Source organism: Streptomyces sp. NPDC041068 (assembly GCF_040647455.1).
Classification (GTDB): Bacteria; Actinomycetota; Actinomycetes; order Streptomycetales; family Streptomycetaceae; genus Streptomyces.
Window position 1 is genome coordinate 203,588 of the sequence record NZ_JBEZCG010000015.1, and the last position, 19,325, is coordinate 222,912.

A 19,325-nucleotide genomic window follows, 5' to 3' on the forward strand; every position below is an offset into this window, starting at 1 on the left:
GGGCATGGCCCCGTGAAGCCGCCGCCGTAGCCGCATCGAGACGGATCCGCAACGTCCTGTGACGATCGTTCGAGGCGTCCCCCACGTCACAGTCAGGAAAGCCGACGACTCAAGGGGGAGAGATGCGGACCCGGAAGATACGGCACGGGCTGCTCGCCGTGGCCATGGCGGGCAGCCTGCTGCTCACCGGCTGCAGCGGCGGAGGCACCAGCGACAACAGCGCCACCGCCGACGACAAGAGCCGGGAGAACGGCAGCGCGCCGCTGCCCGCGCCCGACGCACCCGGGACCGGCGAAGCCGCGACCCCCGGCGACCAACAGGACGGCAAGGAGCGGGAGTACGCACCCGACTACCTCTCCACCTTCGCCCTGGACGTCGACACCGCGAGCTACGGCTTCGCGCGCCGCACCCTCGCCGAGGGGCGGCTGCCCGACCCGTCGACGGTCCGCCCCGAGGAGTTCGTCAACAGCTTCCGCCAGGACTATCCGCGCCCCGACGGCGACGGCTTCTCGGTGAGCGTCGACGGCGCCCGCACCGGCGACCGCGACTGGTCCCTGCTGCGCGTCGGCCTCGCCACCGGCGGCGACAGGGACGGTGCCGAACGCCCGCCCGCCGCCCTGACCTTCGTCATCGACGTCTCCGGGTCGATGGCCGAGCCGGGCCGCCTCGACCTCGTCAAGAAGTCCCTCGGCATCATGACCGACGAGCTGCGCCCCGACGACTCGATCGCGCTCGTCACCTTCAGCGACACCGCCGAGACGGTCCTGCCGATGACCCGACTCGGCGACCGCGACGGCGGAGACGGCCGCTCCCGCGCGCACGAGGCCGTCGACCGCCTCGAACCCACCCAGTCCACCAACCTCGAAGCGGGCGTCACCACCGGCTACGACACCGCGGTGCGCGGCAAGAAGGAAGGCGCGACCAACCGTGTCGTGCTGCTCTCCGACGCCCTCGCGAACACCGGCGAGACCGACGCCGACGCCATCCTTGAGCGCATCTCCGACGCCCGCAGCGAGCACGGCATCACCCTCTTCGGGGTCGGCGTCGGCAGCGACTACGGCGACGCCCTGATGGAGCGGCTCGCCGACAAGGGCGACGGCCACACCACGTACGTGTCGAACGACGACGACGCCCGCAAGGTCTTCTGCGAGCAGCTCCCGGCCAACATCGAGCTGCGCGCCCGCGACGCGAAGGCGCAGGTCGCCTTCGACCCGGAGACCGTCGAGCAGTTCCGCCTCATCGGCTACGAGAACCGCGACGTCGCCGACGACGACTTCCGCGACGACTCGGTGGACGGCGGCGAGGTCGGCCCGGGCCACACGGTGACGGCGCTGTACGCGGTGCGGGCCAAGCCGGGCGCCACGGGCCACCTGGCCACGGCGAGCGTGCGCTGGCTCGACCCGGACAGCCGGGCCCCGCACGAGGAATCGGGCCGGATCGAGGCGGCCGACCTGGAAGGCGACCTGTGGAAGGCGGACGGCGGGCTCCAAGTCGCCGCCGTGGCCGCCTACTTCGCGGACAGTCTGCGCTCCGGGACCGGCGGCGGCCACGTCGGTGCCGAGGGCCACACTCCGCTGCCCGCCACCCCGCCCCTGGCCGAACTCGCCTCCCGAGCGCGCGTGTTGGGCCTGGGGGAGAAGTCGGTGAGCGACCTGTCGCTCGCCATCGACCGGGCGGCACGGCTCATGGGAGGGGAGCCCACCCCGAAGTCGCCGGAGTCGCCCCGGGGCGAGATCAGGCCCGGAGATTCCCTGGCGGGCTAGGGCGCTCTGCGGTGGGCTAGGCGCTCTGCCGGACGGCCTCACCGCCCCCGCCCGCACAACTCCCTCTCCGCGCGCACCGGATCGTTGGGGAAGCGGAACGACGTGCGCTCCACGGCGCCCGTCAGATTCCGCCAGAACCGCCCCGCAGTCATCGGCGCCCGTGTGGCCTCCCGCAGCTCGGCGAGGGGCCCGCAGCGCAGGGCCCGGCGGGCGGCGTCGACACGGGCGGGGTCGAGGCCCTCCGGCAGCTCGGCGGCGCCGCGCTCGGCGACGATCCACTCGTCGGGCAGTCGTTTGTCGTGCCCCACACGGCCGTTGATGCCCTCCGAGTGGGCCGCGAGAGGGTAGGCGAGCCCGATGGGGTCGAGGGCGGCGCCGGACAGCGGGACGACGGAGCCGCTGAAGCCGAGCGTGTTGTAGACGCCCGTCACTCCCGGCGTGCTGCCCGCCACCGGCGTCCTGGCCAGGAGCAACGTGGGCGCGCCGACCCGTGCCCTGTCCCGCACGAGCACGGCGTACGCCCTGTTCCCCGGCTGGCCCGCGAAGTCGTGGTGCAGGGGATGCGGTGCGGCGTTCTGGCGTACGTACACGCCGCGTTCGTCGGCGATCCCCGCAGGGCCGATCCGCCCCTCGTACGGCACCCGCAGCACGCTCGCGCACGCCACGGCCCACACGGCGACGCCCGCCGCGACGATGCTCCACGCGCGCGTGACGGGCACCAGGAAGACGGGCAGCAGCATCAGCAGCAGCCCCGGCAGGAACATCCGCCCGTGCATGAAGTCGCCGCCCACCTTGATGACGTAGACCCAGCACAGCGTCCCCGCGACGACCGGGGCGAGCGCAGGAACCGGCACCCGGACGCGTCCCGACGCCAGCACGCCGGCAAGGACGAGCAGCAGCGGCAGCCACACCGCGTACGGCCCGACGAAGTCCCAGAGGTACCCGGCCCCGCGCCCCCACAGGCTCCGCGAGGCCTCCTTGGTGACGCCGGGCAGCGGCATCAGATGGCCGTAGTACCCCATGCGGAAGATCTCGTACGAGACGGGCAGCGCGCCCGCGGCACCGGCCCCCGCGAGTGCCCCGCGCCACGAGGGCCGCACCGTCACCCACTGCGCGGCCAGGAAGACCACCGAGACCAGCGCCAAGTCGGGCCGCACCAGGGGACCGAGCCCGAGGACCGCGCACGTCGCGAGCGACCGCGGCCGTGCGACGAGCGCGAGCCAGGCCCCCGCGAGCCAGCAGGTGGCGAGCCCCGTCTCCAGCCCCGAGGTGGCGAAGTCCCAGACGGGCGGCAGCGCGAGCAGCACCAACGCCCCGCAGGGGACGAGGAATCGGGGCTCGTCGCCGCGCAGCCGCAGCACCCCGAGCCCGGCGAGCGCGAAGCCCGCGACGGTGAGCAGCAGCCCGCCGTACATCGCCGCGGTCGCGATGTCGGCCCCCGTCGCCCCGCCCGCCACGAGCAGCCACTGCCACAGGGTGCCGGTGGACGACTCGGCCCGCTCCCCGGGGTTGAAGACGGGCCCGTTGCCCGCGAGGACCTGGCGCACCGTACGCACGTAGATGTGCCCGTCGTCGGACATCCACCGCCGCTGGAACCCCGCGAGGCCGATGACGAGCGCGGGCAGCAGACAGAGCCCGAGGCGGGCGCGGCCCCGCCATCGCCCGAGCGCTCCCGGCGACGGCCCGGCGGCGGATCGGGCGCCGGGGACGGAGGTACGCGCGTCGCTCTGCACAGAAGTCGTCATGAGCGCTACATCGGCGCAGGTCAACAAGTGCTTGAGTAAGGCGACCGCGGGGGCAGGGCCGCGGGGCGCCCCGCGGGGAACGACGTAAACCCCGGGGCGCCCCGCAGGGGATGACGTGAATCCCGGGGCGCCCCGCCGGAGGCGATCAGCGGATCTGTCGGCCGGAGATGGCCCGCGCGATCACCAGCCGCTGTATCTCGCTGGTGCCCTCAAAGATCGTGTAGATCTTCGCGTCCCGGTACATCCGCTCGACCGGATGCTCCCTGCTGTACCCCGCGCCTCCCAGCACCTGCACGGCCTTCTCACTGGCGGCCACCGCGAGTTCCCCGGCCCGCAGCTTGGACATCGAGCCCTGCCCCGCGTCGAAGACCTTGTCGTTGCGCGCCATCCACGCGGCCTGCCAGATCAGCAGCCTGACGGCCTCGATCTCGGTCCGCAGATCGGCGAGGGCGAACGCGATGGCCTGGTTCTCGATGATCGGCCGGCCGAAGGCGACGCGCTCGCCGGCGTAGTCGAGGGCGTACTCGTAGGCGGCGCGGGCGATGCCGAGCGCCTGCGCGCCCACGGTGGGCCTGCTGACCTCGAAGGTGGCCATGGCGGCCTGGCCCCGAGCTCCGGCGGTGCCCGTGGTGCCCGTGGTGCCCGTGGTGCCCTCCCGGGCCCGCGCGAGGCGCGCGTCGAGGCGCTCCTTGCCGCCCAGCAGACAGCTCCCCGGCACGCGTACGTCGTCCAGGAAGACATCCGCGGTGTGCGAGGCCCGCAGCCCCAACTTCCGTATCTTCTTGCCCCCTTCGAGCCCGCGCGTGCCCGGCGGCACGACGAACGCCGCCTGCCCGCGCGCGCCCAGCGAGGGGTCCACCGACGCCACCACGACGTGCACGTTCGCGATGCCGCCGTTGGTGATCCACGCCTTCTGCCCGGTGAGCACCCACTCGTCACGTGCCTGGTCGTACGTGGCGCGGGTCCGCAGGGCGGAGACGTCCGAGCCCGCCTCGGGCTCGGAGACGCAGAACGCCGCGACCTTCGGGTCGTCCTCGTCCCCGAAGCACTGCGGCACCCACTCCGCCAACTGGTCCGGCGTGCCCGCGGAGAAGATCCCGGCGACGGCGAGCGACGTGCCGAACAGGGCCATGCCGATGCCCGCGTCGCCCCAGAACAGCTCTTCGTTGGCGATCTGCAGGGAGAGCCCCGAGGGGTCGCCGAACAGGTCGGCCAGCGACTCGAAGCCGTAGAGCCCGATCTTCGCCGCCTCCTGGATGACGGGCCACGGGGTCTCCTCGCGCTCGTCCCACTCGGCGGCGGCGGGCCGCACGACGCCGGCCGCGAAGCCGTGCACCCAGTCGCGCAGGTCCCGCTGTTCCTCGGTCAGTTCGAGGGAGAAGGCCATGGCGCGCTCCTCAGACCTTGGGGATGTCGAAGTACCGCGTGAGCCCGGACGCGAGGGCCACATCGCCCGCGATCTTCACCTTGCGCATCATGAACATGGTGACGGGGGAGGCGTTTCCGGAGACCAGCTTGAGGAACTCGGCGTCGCCCATGATGAGCGTGACGCGCGGCTCGGCGTTCGAGCGGCCCTCGCGGACGGTGCAGGTGCCGTCGGCGATGTCCGTCTCGTACACCGCCTCGTCGTTGTCGCCGCTGCCCGTGACCTTCCAGCGGATGAGCGCCTTCAGGGATCCCGCGGTCTCGGGCTTGAACTGCCGCTCCATGCGTCCGAAGACCTCCTGCAGGACGCGGGTGCGCAGCTCGCCGTCGCGGGCGATGTCGGCGATCTCCTTGCTGGAGAGCCCCTTCACGATCCGCGCGAACTCCTCGGGCGTGACGCTCGCGAAGTCGAGCGCCGCGATCTTCTCGGCACCCTTCGCGGTGCCTTTCTCGGCGCTTCCGATGCCATCGACCTCGTCAGCCATGGCAATCTCCTTACTCTTAAGTAAACTTACTAAGAAGTAAGGTAGAGCGAGCCGAGGAGGCTGACAAGAGTGACCGGCAGGCGACGCGTCCCACGGCCCGAGCGCGAGCGGCAGATCGTCGACGTTGCGGTCCACGTCTTCGCCAAGCGTGGCTATCACGGGGCCTCGGTGGACGAGATCGCCGAACTCGCCGGAATCTCCAAGCCGATGGTGTATCTGTACCTCGACTCCAAGGAGGGCCTCTTCCTGGCCTGTCTGCGCCGCGAGGCGGACCGCCTGGTCGGCGCGTTCCGGAGTGCGGCGGCGGCGAGTGAGGCATCCCCGGAACGGCGCCTGTACGCAGGCCTGTTGGCGTTCTTCTCCTTCGTCGCCGAGCATCGTGACAGCTGGGTGGTGCTGCACCGCCAGGCCTCCGAGCTGAGCGAGGCGATAGCGGCCGCCGTCGCGGAGGCGCGCCGCGCGGTGATGGCGGAAGTGGCGGGTCTGGTCTGGGCGGGCATCACGGAGAGTGGCCCGCACACCCAACTCTCCGATGAGGACGCCGACTTCGTGTCCCACGCCCTGGTGGGCGCGGCGGACTCGCTGACGGACTGGATGGCGCGGCATCCGGGTCAGTCACCGGAAGGAGTGACGCTGCGGCTCATGAACATGGTGTGGGTGGGCATGGGCCGGGTCCTGGAGGGGGAGGTCTGGGTCCCGGCGTCCGGCTGAAGCGGGACTTCCCGCCCGGTCCTGTCCGTCCCATTGAATTTTCCTTACGTGTGAGTAAGTTGACCCCGGAGTAAGTACAGCTGGCGAGCAAGTGCGGATGGGTCGACCGGAAGCCGGGGAACCGTCATGGGCGTACGCAAGGATCTGAAAAGGGCACAGCGCCGCAGCGACCTGGCGGAGCGCGGCAAGGCCGAACTCATCAGGGACGAGCACGGCACCGTGCGCGAGGCCCGCGCCGCGCCGCTCGCGCCGCGGGCCACCGCGGGCAGCACCGCCGACATCCCCTTCGCCAACGCGGCCGAGGCGCCCGACGCCGTGGTCCTGCGCCGCAAGCAGGGCGGCCGGTGGCACCCCGTCACCGCCGCCGACTTCGCGCGCGAAGTCACCGAGACCGCGCAGGGGTTGATCGCGGACGGCCTCGAACCGGGCGGCCGCGTCGCGCTGATGTCCCGCACCCGCTACGAATGGGCGGTCCTGGACTTCGCGATCTGGGCGGCGGGCGGGCAGACCGTGCCCATCTACGCCACGTCGTCGGCGGAGCAGATCGAGTGGATCGTCCGGGACTCGGGCGCCCGCTTCCTCGTCGCGGAGACCCCCGAGAACGCGGCGACCGCAGAGGAGGCCGTCCGCGCCCTCGACGCCCCGCCGCGCATCCGGCACATCGACGGCGGTGCCATGGCCGAACTGGCCGCTCTGGGGCGTGAGGTGTCGGACGAGGAGGTCACCAAGCGCCGCTCCGCGCTCACCCCGGACTCCATCGCCACCCTCTGCTACACCTCGGGCACCACGGGCCGCCCCAAGGGGTGCGTCCTCACGCACGGCAATCTGCACGCGGAGGCGGCGAACACCGTCGACCTGCTCCACCCCATCTTCAAGGAGATCACCGGCCAGGTCGCCTCGACGCTGCTCTTCCTGCCGCTCGCCCACATCCTGGGCCGCACCATCCAGGTCGCCTGCATGCTGGCCCGCATCGAGCTCGGCCACTGCCCCAGCATCAAACCCGACGAACTCCGCCCGGAACTAAGGGCGTTCAGGCCGACCTTCGTGGTCGGAGTTCCGTACCTCTTCGAGAAGATCCACGACACGGGCCGGGCTACCGCCGAGAAGATCGGGCGCGGCGCGTCCTTCGACCGCGCGGAGCGGATCGCGGTGCGCTTCGGCGAGGCGTACCTGAACAAGTTCCTGGACAAGAACGCCCCGGGCCCCTCCCTCGGCCTCTACCTGGGCTGGGCGCTGTACGAGCTCCTCGTCTACCGCCGCATCCGCAAGGAGGTCGGCGGCCGGCTGCGCTACGCCATCAGCGGTGGCTCACCCCTGGACCGCAACCTCAACCTCTTCTTCTACGCCGCCGGAATCATCATCTACGAGGGCTACGGCCTCACCGAGACCACGGCGGCCGCCACCATCACCCCGCCGCTGAGGCCCCGCCCCGGCACCGTCGGCCTGCCCGTGCCCGGCACGGCCGTGCGCATCGCCGACGACGGGGAGGTGCTGATCAAGGGCGGCATCGTCTTCGGCTCGTACTGGAACAACCCGGCCGCGACGGACGCGGTGCTGACCGACGACTGGTTCGCCACCGGCGACCTGGGCGCGCTCGACGCGGACGGCTACCTCACCATCACCGGCCGCAAGAAGGACATCATCGTCACCTCCGGCGGCAAGAACGTCTCGCCCGCGATCCTGGAGGACCGGCTGCGCAGCCGCGCACCGGTCGGCCAGTGCATCGTCGTGGGCGACAACCGTTCCTACGTCGCCGCGCTCATCACCCTGGAGCCCGAGGCCGTCGAGCACTGGCTCGCCGTGCGGGGGCGCCCCAAGGACACGCCGCTCGCGGAGCTCGCCCGCGACCCGAAGATGATCGCGGAGGTCCAGAAGGCCGTGGACTACGCCAACACGGCGGTCTCCAGGGCCGAGTCGATCCGCAGGTTCGCCATCGTCGGGGGCGAGTTCACGGAGGACAACGGCCTGCTCACCCCGTCCCTGAAGATCAAACGGCATGCGGTGGCCGCGGCCTACGCGGCGGAGATCGAGGCGCTCTACGGTGAGTGAAGGGACGTACGACTTCGACGTCCTGGTCGTCGGCTCCGGGTTCGGCGGTTCCGTGGCCGCACTCCGCCTGACCGAGAAGGGCTACCGCGTCGGCGTCCTCGAGGCGGGCCGCCGCTTCACGCGCGACACGCTGCCGCGCGACTCCTGGCACCTGCGCGACTACCTCTGGGCCCCGGCCCTCGGCCTCTACGGCATCCAGCGCATCCACCTCCTGCGCAACGTCATGGTGCTCGCGGGCGCAGGCGTCGGCGGCGGCTCGCTGAACTACGCGAACACCCTCTACGTCCCCCCGCCCGCCTTCTTCGAGGACAAGCAGTGGGCGGACATCACCGACTGGCAGGACGAGCTCGCCCCCTACTACGACCAGGCGCGGCGCATGCTCGGCGTACGCCCCAACCCGACCACGACCGAGGCGGACGAACATCTGCGGGCCGCGGCCGAGGAGATGGGCGTGGGGGAGACCTTCCGGCTGACACCGGTCGGGGTGTTCTTCGGAGACGGGCAGGACGCGGAAGGCAGTGGCGGGGCCGGTGGCGCCACCGGCACCGCTGGGTCAACGGGCGGGGGCCGCAAGGAAGTTCCCGATCCCTACTTCGGCGGGGCGGGCCCGGCGCGCACGCCCTGCACGGAGTGCGGCTCCTGCATGACGGGCTGCCGGGTCGGCGCGAAGAACACGCTCATGGAGAACTATCTGCACCTGGCCGAGCGGGCGGGCGCGCGGATCCACGCGATGACGACGGTGGTGTCGGTACGGGAGACGGACATGACCGGCGAGGGCGGAGAGGGCGGCTTCGACGTCGTCACCGTCCCCACCGACCGTCGCCGCAGAGGCCCCCGCACCACCCTGCGCGCTCGCCACGTCGTCCTCGCCGCGGGCACCTACGGCACCCAGACCCTCCTGCACCGCATGAAGGACACCGGCCTGCTGCCCCGCCTCTCCGACCGGCTCGGCCGCCTCACGCGCACCAACTCCGAGGCCCTGGTGGGCGCGGTGACCTTCCCGCGCCGCTACCGCAGGAAGCGGGGCGAACGGCGCGGTGCCGGGCGCCCGTTGGACTTCACGCACGGCGTCGCCATCACCTCCTCCATCCATCCGAACCCCACCACCCACATCGAGAACGTGCGGTACGGCAAGGGCTCCAACCTGATGGCGCTGATCTGCGTCCCGCAGTACCGCAGGAACCTCCCCAAGCCGCTGGCCGCCGCGCTGGCCTTCCTCTCCCACCCGCTCCTGGTCGCCCGCGTCGCCTCGACGCACCGCTGGTCGGAGCGGACCATCATCGGCCTCGTCATGCAGACCCACGACAACTCCCTGACCACGCGCATCGGCCGGCGCGGACTGCTCACCGCGGAGCAGGGGCACGGCGCCCCCAACCCCGTGCACATAGAAGAGGGCTGGCAGGCCGCGAAGCTCGTCGCCGACCGCATCGGCGGCTACCCGGGCACCAACCTCGGCGAGCTGATGAACAAGCCCCTGACCGCGCACTTCCTGGGCGGCTGCCCGATCGGCGCGTCCGCGGCCGAGGGAGTCGTCGACCCCTACCACCGGCTGTACGGACACCCGGGCATCTCGGTGGTCGACGGCTCGGCGGTCTCGGCGAACCTCGGGGTCAACCCCTCACTGACGATCACGGCCCAGGCCGAACGGGCCATGGCGCACTGGCCGAACAAGGGCGAGCGGGACACCCGCCCACCCCAAACCGCCGCCTACGCGCGCGTGCCCGCCGTCGCCCCGCACAGCCCGGCGGTGCCGAAGGGGGCGTACGGGGAGCTGCGGCTGCCGTGAGGCAGGGACGGCCGACCGCTAGCGGTACTCGGGGCGGGCCTTCACCAGGTCGAGGAGCGCGTCGAGCCGGTCGAACCCGTCGGGCAGGGCACGCCTGAGGGCGATGCGGACCTTCCGCTCCTTGAGCGGGTTGTCGATCCAGGAGTCCTGCTTGGAGCCGAGCACCGCCGTGTCGGCGTCGGCGGCCAGACGGTCGTCAGGGCGGAAGAAGTCGACGAGCGCCTTCCGCGCGCCGTTGTCCGCCCAGTCGGGGTAGGCGGTGTCGGACTCCCCGCTGCCGAGCCGGGTGGCGGTGTCGAGGAGCGCGGCGAGGTACTGCTCGTACGCGACGGCTCCCTCGCGCCGCTTCTCCATGGCCGCGTCGAGGAGCGCGGACATCCGGTCGTAGTACTTCGGGTTCGTGGGGCGCTCGTCGGCGATCTTCCTGCGCATGGTGTTGGTGAGCGTCTCGGTCACGGCCTCGGGGCTGTTCCTGATGCCCGCGGGCAGCTTGTCGAGCGCGGCCGCCCCCTGGGAGACGAGGAGCCGGATGAGCCCCACGCCCTCGAAGTCGGCCACGACCCGGGACGCGCCGGCCTGGACGTAGGTGTCCAGGAGGAACCGCATGTCGGCCTCGTACCGCTTGAAGTCGGTCCTCTCGCCCGCGCCGAGCTTCACCTCGTCCCGCACGGAGGCATAGTGGCGGACCTCCTTGCGGATGGCCTCGGCCCGGTCGGCGGAGTACTTCGCCGCCGCCATGTCGTTCGCCAGGTCGCCGTAGGCCCGCGTGAGGGAGGCCACCGCCTTGTAGAGCTCGACGCGCCCGGGTTCGTTGGCCTTGAGCTGCTCGGCCTTCAGCTCCGGGTCTGCCAGGTCGGCGGCGCAGAAGTGCTGCAGGTACTGCAGGGTGTTGCGGGGCGGCGCGACCGGTGCGCAGATCTTGCGGATCGCGTGCAGCGCCGAGTCGAGCCGCTTGCGGGACTCGTCGACGCGGTTGGCCAACAGGCCCTGGACGTCCTTTCGTTCGTACCCGTCGAGCGCCTTCGACGTGTAGTCGGTGATGGCGCTCTCCAGCGAGTCGAACAGGTCCTGGTAGTCGACGACGCAGCCGTACTCCTTGTCGTCGCCGTCGAGCCTGTTGACCCGGCATATCGCCTGGAACAGCCCGTGGTCCCGGATCGTCCTGTCGATGTAGAGGTAGGTGGCGCTCGGGGCGTCGAAGCCGGTCAGGAGCTTGTCGACCACGATGAGCAGGCGCATCCGGCCGGGCTCCTCGACGAACCGCCGCTTGACCTCCTGCTCGAACTGCTCGACCTTCGTCACCGCGACGTCCTCGGGCTCCCCGAAGTGGTCGGCCAGCATGCGGCGGTAGATGTCGTACTGCCGCCGTTTCTCGGTCCTGCCCGCTCCGGAGTCCTCCTTGGAGATGTCTCCCGGGGTCGGGACGTAGCTGGTGACGATCGCGCACTTGCCGTGCAGATCGGTGTCGCGGAACAACTCGAAGAACGTGCAGGCCTGGTAGATGTTCCCGGCGACGAGCATGGCGTTGCCGCGCCCGTCCGACAGGCGGGGCTTCGTGGCCATGTCGACGAGGATGTCCTGCACGATCTGCTGCGCCCGTGGCCGCGAGGTGACGACCTTGCGCATCGAGGCCCAGCGCTTCTTGAGCTCCGCCTTCGCCCGGTCGGTCATGCCGTGCGTCTTGGCCTCGAACCACGTGTCCACCTGCGCCGGTGACGTCAGGTGCTGGTCGATGTCGCGCGCTTCGTAGCGCAGGTCGAGCACGACGCCGTCCTGGACGGCCTCGTCGAACTTGTACTCGTGGATGAAGGACCCGAAGGTCTCGGTGCTGTTGTCCTTGTCCGCCTTGAGCAGCGGCGTCCCGGTGAAGCCGATGAACACGGCGTCCGGCAGCAGCTCCTTCATGGCGTCGTGCAGGGCGCCGGACTGCGTACGGTGGGCCTCGTCGACGAAGACGAACAGGTTGCCCTTGGCCCTGAAGTCCTTCGGGAGCGCGGAGTTGAGCTCCTTGATGAAGGCGCTCGTCGCCCCGTCGTCGTCCGCCGACGGGTCGTCCGCCGACGTGCGGAACTTGTGCACCAGGGAGCAGATGAGCCACTCCGTGGACCTGTTCAGGGTGTCCACGAGGTCCGCGCCGCTGCGGGTGCGGTGGATGTGTTCGTCGACGCCCTTGAAGACCTTCTCGATCTGCTCGTCCAGCTCGGTGCGGTCGGTGATCAGCAGGACCCTGGGGTCCTTCTGGTTCTCCCGGATCCACTTGGCCAGCCACACCATCGTGAGCGACTTCCCCGACCCCTGGGTGTGCCAGATGATGCCGCCCTCGCGCCGGGCGATGCGCTCCTGCGCCGCTTTGACGCCGAAGTACTGGTTGTGGCGGCACACCTTGCGCACACCGGAGTCGAAGACCGTGAAGTCGTGGATGAGCTCAAGGAGCCGCTCCTTGGCGCACATCTGCAACAGTGCCCGGTCCAGCGGCTCCTGGACCGGTGACTTCTCCTTCCACTCCAGCCAGTACTTCTCGGGGGTGCCGTAGGCGCCGTAACGAAGGCCCTCCGCGTCGTTGCCCGCCAGGACGAGCTGGACGGTGGCGAAGAAGGAGCGGATGAAGTCCGGCTTCTGGTTGCCGATGGTCTGCCGGATGCCTTCGCTGACGGCGACCCGGGAGCGCTTGAGCTCCAGGGTCACCAGGGCGAGGCCGTTGACGTAGAGGACGACGTCGGGCCGCTTCGTGCGCCGTCCGACGACCGTCACCTCCTCGACCACCACGAAGTCATTGGCCTGGACGTCGGTCCAGTCGATCGGCCAGACCGTCTCGTACTGCTCGCCGGCGCCGCGTTTGACGTTCACGCCGTAGCGCAGCAGGCCGAAGACGGCGCGGTTCGCCTCGGGCAGGTCGCGCCCGCCGCCGAGCGCGGCGGCCTTCGTCAGCTGCTCGATGGCCTTGGTGACGAGGGCGGAGTCGTAGCCGCGGGCGAGCAGGTTGCGCTCCAGGAGGTCGACCTCGATGTTGGCGTTGCCCTCGCGCTCCTCCCAGTTGCCGAGGTAGCGGTAGCCGAGCTGTTCCGTGAACAGCCGGACGACCCGGTCCTGCGCCTTGCGCTCGACCTGCCCGACGTCGCTCATGCCGAGTCCTCCCCCTGGACGTCTCCTTGGACGTCTCCCCGGACGTCCTCCTGAACGGGCAGCCGTGTCCGCCCCGTGAGCAGCTCCTGCGCCATGCCCTGCCTGACGGCCCTGGCCTTGGCCACGCGCACCCTCAGCGCCTCGATCTCGTCGTCCGCGTCGACGAGCACGCGCGCGACGGCCGCCTGCTCGTCCTCGCCGGGGACCTGGATCTCCTGCTTGCTGTACTCCGAGATCCAGTACCGCTTGTGGTCGCCGAGCGGGAAGTCGATCAACTGCATCCGCCCGTGGACGAAGCGCAGATCGACCCCCTCCCTGGGCTTGAGGATCTTCATGGCCGAGGACTTCGCCTTGAAGTCGAAGTCGACGTACTTGGACGCCGTCGTGAAGTCGTCGAAGATCACGACCGGATGGGCCCGGTAGACGCCGTGGGTCTCGTTGGTGAAACCGAGGACGAAGGTCTTGCCCGCGGTGAGCACAGGAACGCGCCCGGCGTCGAGCTGCTTGGACGTCCGCACCAGATAGGGGCCGGGCTGCTCGTAGGTCAGCAGGTCGCTCAGGCGGTGGGTCGTCCACGGCTCCGTGAAGCCGGGCAGGCGCCTCCTGCCGGTGAGCAGCTCCTGCATGACCCCCTCCTTGATCGCCAGCTTCTTGGCGATCAGCTCTTCGAGGGCGGCGGCAAGGCGGTCGGTCTCCTGCAACGCCGCCGCGATGCGCCGCTGCTCGTCCAGGGACGGCAGGGGGATCTCGAAGGCCGAGAAGTCGGACTTGTTGACCAGCGGTACGGCCTGCTCGCCCGCCCTCTCCCGGACGAGCGCCGACAGGGTGGTCGCCGCGTAGTAGAGGTACTCCGGGTCGACCCTGTCGTTCGGGACGATGGCGTTGATCTGCTGGTTCGTCGCCAGCTCGGCGGCGGCGAGCCCGACCTTCCCGATCGTGGAGCCGATGCACACGAAGAGCGTGGATCCGGCGGGAACGCGACGGGAGCGCGCGAAGCCGCGCGCGGACAGCATCTTGGCGGTCCTCGCCACGTACTTGGTCCGGCCGAGGTCCGCGGGGCCCGCGAACATCCGGTGGCGGCCGTAGTTGGACCGGTCCTGGGTCGGGGGCGTGCTCCCCGTCACGATCGCGCCGACGTGGTCGAGCCGGACGAGCCGCCACTCGTCGTCGGCGGGCGTCTGCCGGGCCATCAACCGACCCCCATGGCGGCGAGGTTCGCGGCGACCCGCGCCTCGATCCGCTCAAGTTCACTCTGCAGGGCCCCGACCGTGGTGGCGTACCGCCCGCCGAGTTCCTGGATGCGCGCCACCAGGGCGAGGGTGAGCGCCTCGACCTCCAGGGTCACGCGCGTGGTGACGGCGGCCTGCCACTTGTCGTCGAGGACGAGGGTCTTCACGTCGTCCTCGGTGAGCTCGCCGTACTTCTCCAGGGTCGCCAGGTCGAGCGCGGCCTCCGCCTCCCTGGCCGCCTTCTTCGCCTTGGCCTCCGCGGTGTACAGCTTGATCAGATGCGTCAGGGCCCCGATCTCGTCCTCGGCGTCCGCGCCCTCCTGCCGCGCGTCCTTCAGCCGGGACGACGCGAGCCCCTTGTTGATCTTGCCGTCCTCCATGGCCTCCGCCAGGAGCCCGTCGTCGACGGCGTGTTCCTCCACGTACTCCTCGACGAGGCGTCCCGCGTCCTGAGCCGCCGTCACGAGCGCGTCGACCTCGGCCTGTTCCTTGGCGAACCAGCGCGCGACGATCAGCGGCGGCGGGACGAGGTCCATCTTGTACTTCACGGTGCCGCGCCCCGAGCGCACGGTGAGGTCGGGAGTCTCGGAGAGCTTGCGGTCCTTGTCCGCCAGGACCTTGCGCGGCCGGGAGGCGCCGAGCCAGCCATCGTTCATGATCATGAAGATGTCGTCGTGCAGGACGTCGTCCCAGTACGTCATCAGCTGTTCGTAGACGTCGTACTCGTCGAGCAGGGGTACGGGCCTGAAGCGGGCCAGCAGGTCGTCGCTGAGGGCGGCGATCAGATCGCCCGGCTGGGTGTCGGCGTCGACGGACGCGAGCCGGTCGCGGTGCGCGCGGAACCACTCGGCGGTGAGGGCGCGGGCCCGGTCGGTGAACTCCTGGAACTCGGGCGAGTCGAGGATCGCCTGCTGGATCCCGTCCACGTCGATGGTCAGGTCGCTGTAGCGGGGGCGGTTCGTCCGGAACAACTGGCCGCGCAGATGCGGGAAGGCGTCCCAGTAGCCGTCGAGCGCGTCGAGGTCGCGGTCGGGGATGCCGCCGTGCAGATGGGCGTGGAGGTCCTGGACGTCCTCGGGCGCGGAGGAGTCGATGTAGCGCGGGATGTTGAGGTTGTGGCCGTTCTTCGGGTCGGCGATCTCGGCGAAGGGGACCATGCGCGCGTAGCGCTCGACGGGCGTCTGCCGGGTGAAGACGTCCACGATCTTGTGGATGTCCTGGCTGCGCAGGCGGTTCTTGGGGCCGTCCTTCACGAAGCCCTTGGAGGCGTCGACCATGAAGACGCCCGTGCGGGCGGCGGCGCCCTCCTTGTCGAGCACGATGACGCAGGCGGGGATGCCGGTCCCGTAGAAGAGGTTCGGGGGGAGGCCGATGATGCCCTTGATGAACCGCCGCTCCAGCAGGTACCGGCGGATGTCGGCCTCCGCCTTGCCGCGGAAGAGCACGCCGTGGGGCAGGATGACCGCGGCCTTGCCCGTGTCCTTGAGGGACTTGAGGATGTGCAGCAGGAAGGCGTAGTCGCCCTTCCCCTTGGGGGGCCTGCCGTGCTCGAAGCGCCCGTACTCCTCCTCCAGGCCGTTGCTCCAGGACTTGAGGGAGAACGGCGGGTTGGCCACGGCGAAGTCGAAGGTCTTCAGTTCACGGCCGACGGTGAACTGCGGGCTCGTGAGGGTGTCGCCCTTGGCGATGTCCTGCACGGCCTCCGCGTGGCCGTGCAGGATCATGTTCATCTTGGACAGCGCCCAGGTGGCGTTGTCCTTCTCCTGGCCGTAGATCGTGATGCCGCGCGGTGCCTCGGCGGCGACCTTCAGGAGCAGCGACCCCGAGCCGCAGGTCGGGTCGTAGACCGTCTGGTCCTGGCGGGTGTCCTTGTCGATGCCGACCACCTTGGCCAGGACGCGGGAGACCTCGGCAGGCGTGTAGAACTGCCCCTTGCTCCGGCCCGACTCCGTGGCGAAGTGGCGCATCAGGTATTCGTAGGCGTCGCCGAGCAGATCGTCGCCCTCGGCGCGGGAGCCGCGGAAGTCCAGGTCGTCGAAGATGGCCACCAGCTTGGAGAGCCGGTCCTGGATCTCCTTGCCCTTGCCGAGCTTCTCCTCGTCGGCGAAGTCGGCCAGGTCGATGACGTTGCGCAGGTCGTTGGCCTCGGCGAGCGCACGGATGACGGCGTTGAAGCGGGGGCCGATGTCCTTGCTGCCCTTGGCGTCCAGCATGTCGTCGAAGGAGCCGCCGGGCGGCACGTCGATGAGGCTGTCGGGGTCGGCCTTGGCCTTGTCGGAGACGTACTTCACGAAGAGCAGCGTGAGGATGTAGTCCTTGTACTGGCTGCCGTCCATGCCGCCGCGCAGCTCGTCACAGCTCTTCCAGAGCGAGCTGTAGAGATCGGATTTCTTGAGAGCCAAGGCAATCTTCCCGAGGGGTTCCGATGCCCGCCCCGGGCGGTACCGGCCCGGCGCGGACGGGCCGCGATCTGACCTCGGCCACGCGGCAAGCCTAGTCGCCGACGGCGCGCTGCCCGACCGACGCTCAGACCCCGCCCCGGCCTTGTGCGGCGCACAACCGCTCGCGCAGTTCCTCGGCGAGCGGGCTGCCCATCTCCTCGTGGATGTCCAGGGCCCTGGCGAGGTCGTCCCGGAGCCGGGACCGGTCGGCGCCGGGGCGTTCGGCGATGGCTGCCAGGTCGAGCAGGGCCTCGGCCTCGTAGGCGTACGCCTCGCACTCCCGCAGTGTCCGCGCGGCTTCCCGCAGGGCCGGTACGGCTTCGTCGATCCGGCCGAGGCGGTCCAGGGCCCGGCCGAGCGCGGCGGTGGCTCGGGCCGCCATGCGGTGGTCGGGGGTGGTCAGGGACAGCAGGTCCTCGCGGGCCCGCCGAAGGGTGGCGAGCGCCTGGGCGGGGTCGCCGTTCGCGTCCTGGGCGCGCCCGAGGAAGAAGGCGGCGATGGCGGCTCCGCGCGGTTCGTCGGCCCGCGCGTTCAGCTCCATGGAGCGCTGGTACGCCGCGATCGCGCGGGCCGGGTCGAACCGGTCCCAGTAGCGGCCGAAGAACTCCAGCGCGGAGGCGAGCAGCACCACGTCGCCGGACACCTCGGCGCAGGCCAGCGCCGCCGTCAACTCCTGCTCCGCCCGGTCGTGTTCGCCGAGGTCCATGAGCGGGCGGGAGAGCAGGGTCCGCAGTCGCGCCTCGGCCGCCGGGGCCATGGCGGCCTGTGCGTACCGGGCGCCGAGCTCCAGGGACTCCCGCCAGTCGCCGAGGTGCCGGTGGTGCAGGAACAACACGGTGAAGCACTCCGCGAGTTGCCACCCCGGTGTGTGCAGCCCGTGTGCGCCGGCGGCACGCAGCACCGCCATGATGTCGGCTCGTTCGGCCTCCAGCCAGTCCAGCGGCCTGGGGCCGTTGGACGCCGCGAACGGGTCCGTCCGCCCGGCCAGGAGGCTGCCCACATCCGTGACGCGTGTCCGGTCGGCGCGCACCGAGCGGTCGGCGAATGCCGTGAGGGCCAGATAGTGCGTCAGTACGCGCTGTACGACCATGGACTCGGCGTCCGGGGGCTCCTCGGCGGCGGCGCGGTCACGGGCGTGGACGCGTACGAGGCCGTGGAACCGGTAGCGGCGGTCCTCCAGCGCCTCCAGCAGACTCATGTCCTCCAGGACGTCGAGGAGCAGTTGGGCGGCCGCCAGGTCGGAGCCGAGCGCGGCCGCGGCCGTCGCCGTGTCGAAGCGTCGGCCGGGGATCAGGCCGAGCAGCCGGTAGTCGTGTGCCAGCTCCGGCGTCAGCTGCCGATAGGCGGCGTCGAAGACGGCGGACACCGGGGACTCGCCTCCCACGCTCAGGACGGACAGTCGGCGCCTCTCGTCGTCCAGTTCGGCGGCGAGTGCGGCGAAGGTGAGGCGGCGGTCGTTCACCAGGCGCGCCGCGGCGACATGGAGGGCGATCGGGAGCCCGGAACACAGCGCGGCCACGCGGCGTGCCGCGTCCGGATCGGCGGCGACCCGCTCCTCGCCGCAGCGGTCGGCGAGCAGGAGCAGAGCGGCCTCCGGAGCGAGGGGCTCCAGAGCCAGCGGCAGGGCGCCGTCGAGAGCGAGCTCGCCGAGCCGCGCGGTGCTCGTGGCGAGTACGGTGCTGCCGGGCCCTTGCGGGATCAGGGCCCGTACCTGCGCGGGTGAGGTCACGTCGTCCAGGACGAGGAGCACCCGCAGTTCGGATGTCCGGCTGCGGAAGAGCGCCGTCCGTTCGGCCAGGGACGGCGGCAGGAGCGTGTCGTCGACGCCGAGGGACCGAAGACAGTGGCCGACGGCTTCCGTCATGTCCCCGCCGACGCCCTCGTGGTCCCGCAGCGCCGCAAAGTCGACGTAGAGCTGTCCGCCGGGGAAGCGCTCGCGCGTCGTGTGCGCCCAGTGGCGGGCCAGGGCGGACTTGCCGACTCCGGGGGGACCGGCGAGCACCCGGACATCGATGTGCGAGGCGGTGGCGGTGCCGCCCGTCGCAGAGCGCTCCAGATCGGCGAGTTCAGTGACCCGGTTGATGAAGCGGGTGCGCAGGGCGGGCACTTGCGAGGGCGGCCCGTCGGGCCGCGGGGCAGCGGACACGGTGTAGGAGATGCCGGTCGGGGCGGCCGTGGTCCGGGCCCCTGCCGTGGCGGGTTCCTCCTCGCCCTCCTGGTTCAACTCACGCAGGAGCTCGACCAGTTCACGGGCGGTCTCGGACTCCTCCCGCAGGGAGTGGCGCAGCCTGCGCCGCAGCTGGTCGGCGGCGTCCCCCAGGGAGTGCTCGTCCTCCGACCGGAGCGCCGCCGCCAACTGCTCCACGGCGGACTGGAGCTGCTGGTCCCCTGTGGTGGCGGTGTCCTGTCGCCCCCTGAAGAGGCGGGTGACGAGAGTCCGTGTGCGCGTCCACGCCTCGGTGACCGCGAGCCCGGCCAGCGTGCTCGTCGCCCCCGACGCGGCGATCGCCGCCACCTCGATTGCCACTGGTCCCCCTTCGCATACCGGCTGAGCCGCCGCACCGGCTT

11 protein-coding genes are annotated in these 19,325 nt (G+C 71.0%); 4 read left to right on the plus strand and 7 right to left on the minus strand.

What is annotated here, in order from left to right; all coding sequences use genetic code 11:
* The first annotated feature begins 122 nt into the window (after positions 1 to 122).
* The gene (locus tag AB0B50_RS31895) at positions 123 to 1,763 is read left to right on the plus strand and encodes a von Willebrand factor type A domain-containing protein (RefSeq protein ID WP_362339265.1); all 1,641 of its coding nucleotides are present in this window, start codon (positions 123 to 125) and stop codon (positions 1,761 to 1,763) included.
* Positions 1,764 to 1,801: 38 nt separating this feature from the next.
* Here the strand turns inward: AB0B50_RS31895 and AB0B50_RS31900 are convergent, their stop codons facing one another.
* From AB0B50_RS31900 to AB0B50_RS31910, 3 genes are all read right to left on the minus strand, one after another.
* Entirely contained in the window at positions 1,802 to 3,508 is a 1,707-nt protein-coding gene (locus AB0B50_RS31900) for a hypothetical protein (protein ID WP_362339266.1), read from the minus strand.
* A gap of 145 nt (positions 3,509 to 3,653) precedes the next feature.
* Positions 3,654 to 4,895, minus strand: coding sequence for an acyl-CoA dehydrogenase family protein (locus AB0B50_RS31905; RefSeq protein WP_362339267.1), 1,242 nt, complete (start codon positions 4,893 to 4,895; stop codon positions 3,654 to 3,656).
* Between the two features lie 10 nt (positions 4,896 to 4,905).
* Entirely contained in the window at positions 4,906 to 5,418 is a 513-nt protein-coding gene (locus tag AB0B50_RS31910; protein ID WP_362339268.1) for an SCP2 sterol-binding domain-containing protein, read from the minus strand.
* Between the two features lie 69 nt (positions 5,419 to 5,487).
* Between AB0B50_RS31910 and AB0B50_RS31915 the strand changes: the two genes are divergently transcribed.
* The 3 genes from AB0B50_RS31915 to AB0B50_RS31925 all read left to right on the plus strand — a co-directional run bounded on the left by AB0B50_RS31915 (position 5,488) and on the right by AB0B50_RS31925 (position 9,964).
* On the plus strand, positions 5,488 to 6,129 hold the full coding sequence (locus AB0B50_RS31915) for a TetR/AcrR family transcriptional regulator (protein WP_362339269.1): 642 nt from the start codon (positions 5,488 to 5,490) through the stop codon (positions 6,127 to 6,129).
* Positions 6,130 to 6,255: 126 nt separating this feature from the next.
* The gene (locus tag AB0B50_RS31920) at positions 6,256 to 8,178 is read left to right on the plus strand and encodes a long-chain fatty acid--CoA ligase (protein WP_362339270.1); all 1,923 of its coding nucleotides are present in this window, start codon (positions 6,256 to 6,258) and stop codon (positions 8,176 to 8,178) included.
* Positions 8,171 to 9,964, plus strand: coding sequence for a GMC family oxidoreductase (locus tag AB0B50_RS31925; protein WP_362339271.1), 1,794 nt, complete (start codon positions 8,171 to 8,173; stop codon positions 9,962 to 9,964). Before AB0B50_RS31920 ends, AB0B50_RS31925 begins: the two co-directional genes overlap by 8 nt.
* Before the next feature lie 18 nt (positions 9,965 to 9,982).
* Here the strand turns inward: AB0B50_RS31925 and AB0B50_RS31930 are convergent, their stop codons facing one another.
* From AB0B50_RS31930 to AB0B50_RS31945, 4 genes are all read right to left on the minus strand, one after another.
* On the minus strand, positions 9,983 to 13,087 hold the full coding sequence (locus tag AB0B50_RS31930; RefSeq protein WP_362339272.1) for an HsdR family type I site-specific deoxyribonuclease: 3,105 nt from the start codon (positions 13,085 to 13,087) through the stop codon (positions 9,983 to 9,985).
* Positions 13,084 to 14,277 (minus strand): restriction endonuclease subunit S, encoded by a 1,194-nt coding sequence (locus AB0B50_RS31935; RefSeq protein WP_362339273.1) that lies wholly within the window; start codon positions 14,275 to 14,277, stop codon positions 13,084 to 13,086. The genes AB0B50_RS31930 and AB0B50_RS31935 overlap by 4 nt, the downstream gene beginning before the upstream one ends.
* The gene (locus tag AB0B50_RS31940; protein WP_362339274.1) at positions 14,277 to 16,718 is read right to left on the minus strand and encodes a class I SAM-dependent DNA methyltransferase; all 2,442 of its coding nucleotides are present in this window, start codon (positions 16,716 to 16,718) and stop codon (positions 14,277 to 14,279) included. The genes AB0B50_RS31935 and AB0B50_RS31940 overlap by 1 nt, the downstream gene beginning before the upstream one ends.
* Before the next feature lie 124 nt (positions 16,719 to 16,842).
* Positions 16,843 to 19,284: a tetratricopeptide repeat protein gene (locus tag AB0B50_RS31945; RefSeq protein ID WP_362339275.1), complete on the minus strand. Its 2,442-nt coding sequence runs from the start codon at positions 19,282 to 19,284 to the stop codon at positions 16,843 to 16,845.
* Between the last annotated feature and the right edge of the window lie 41 nt (positions 19,285 to 19,325).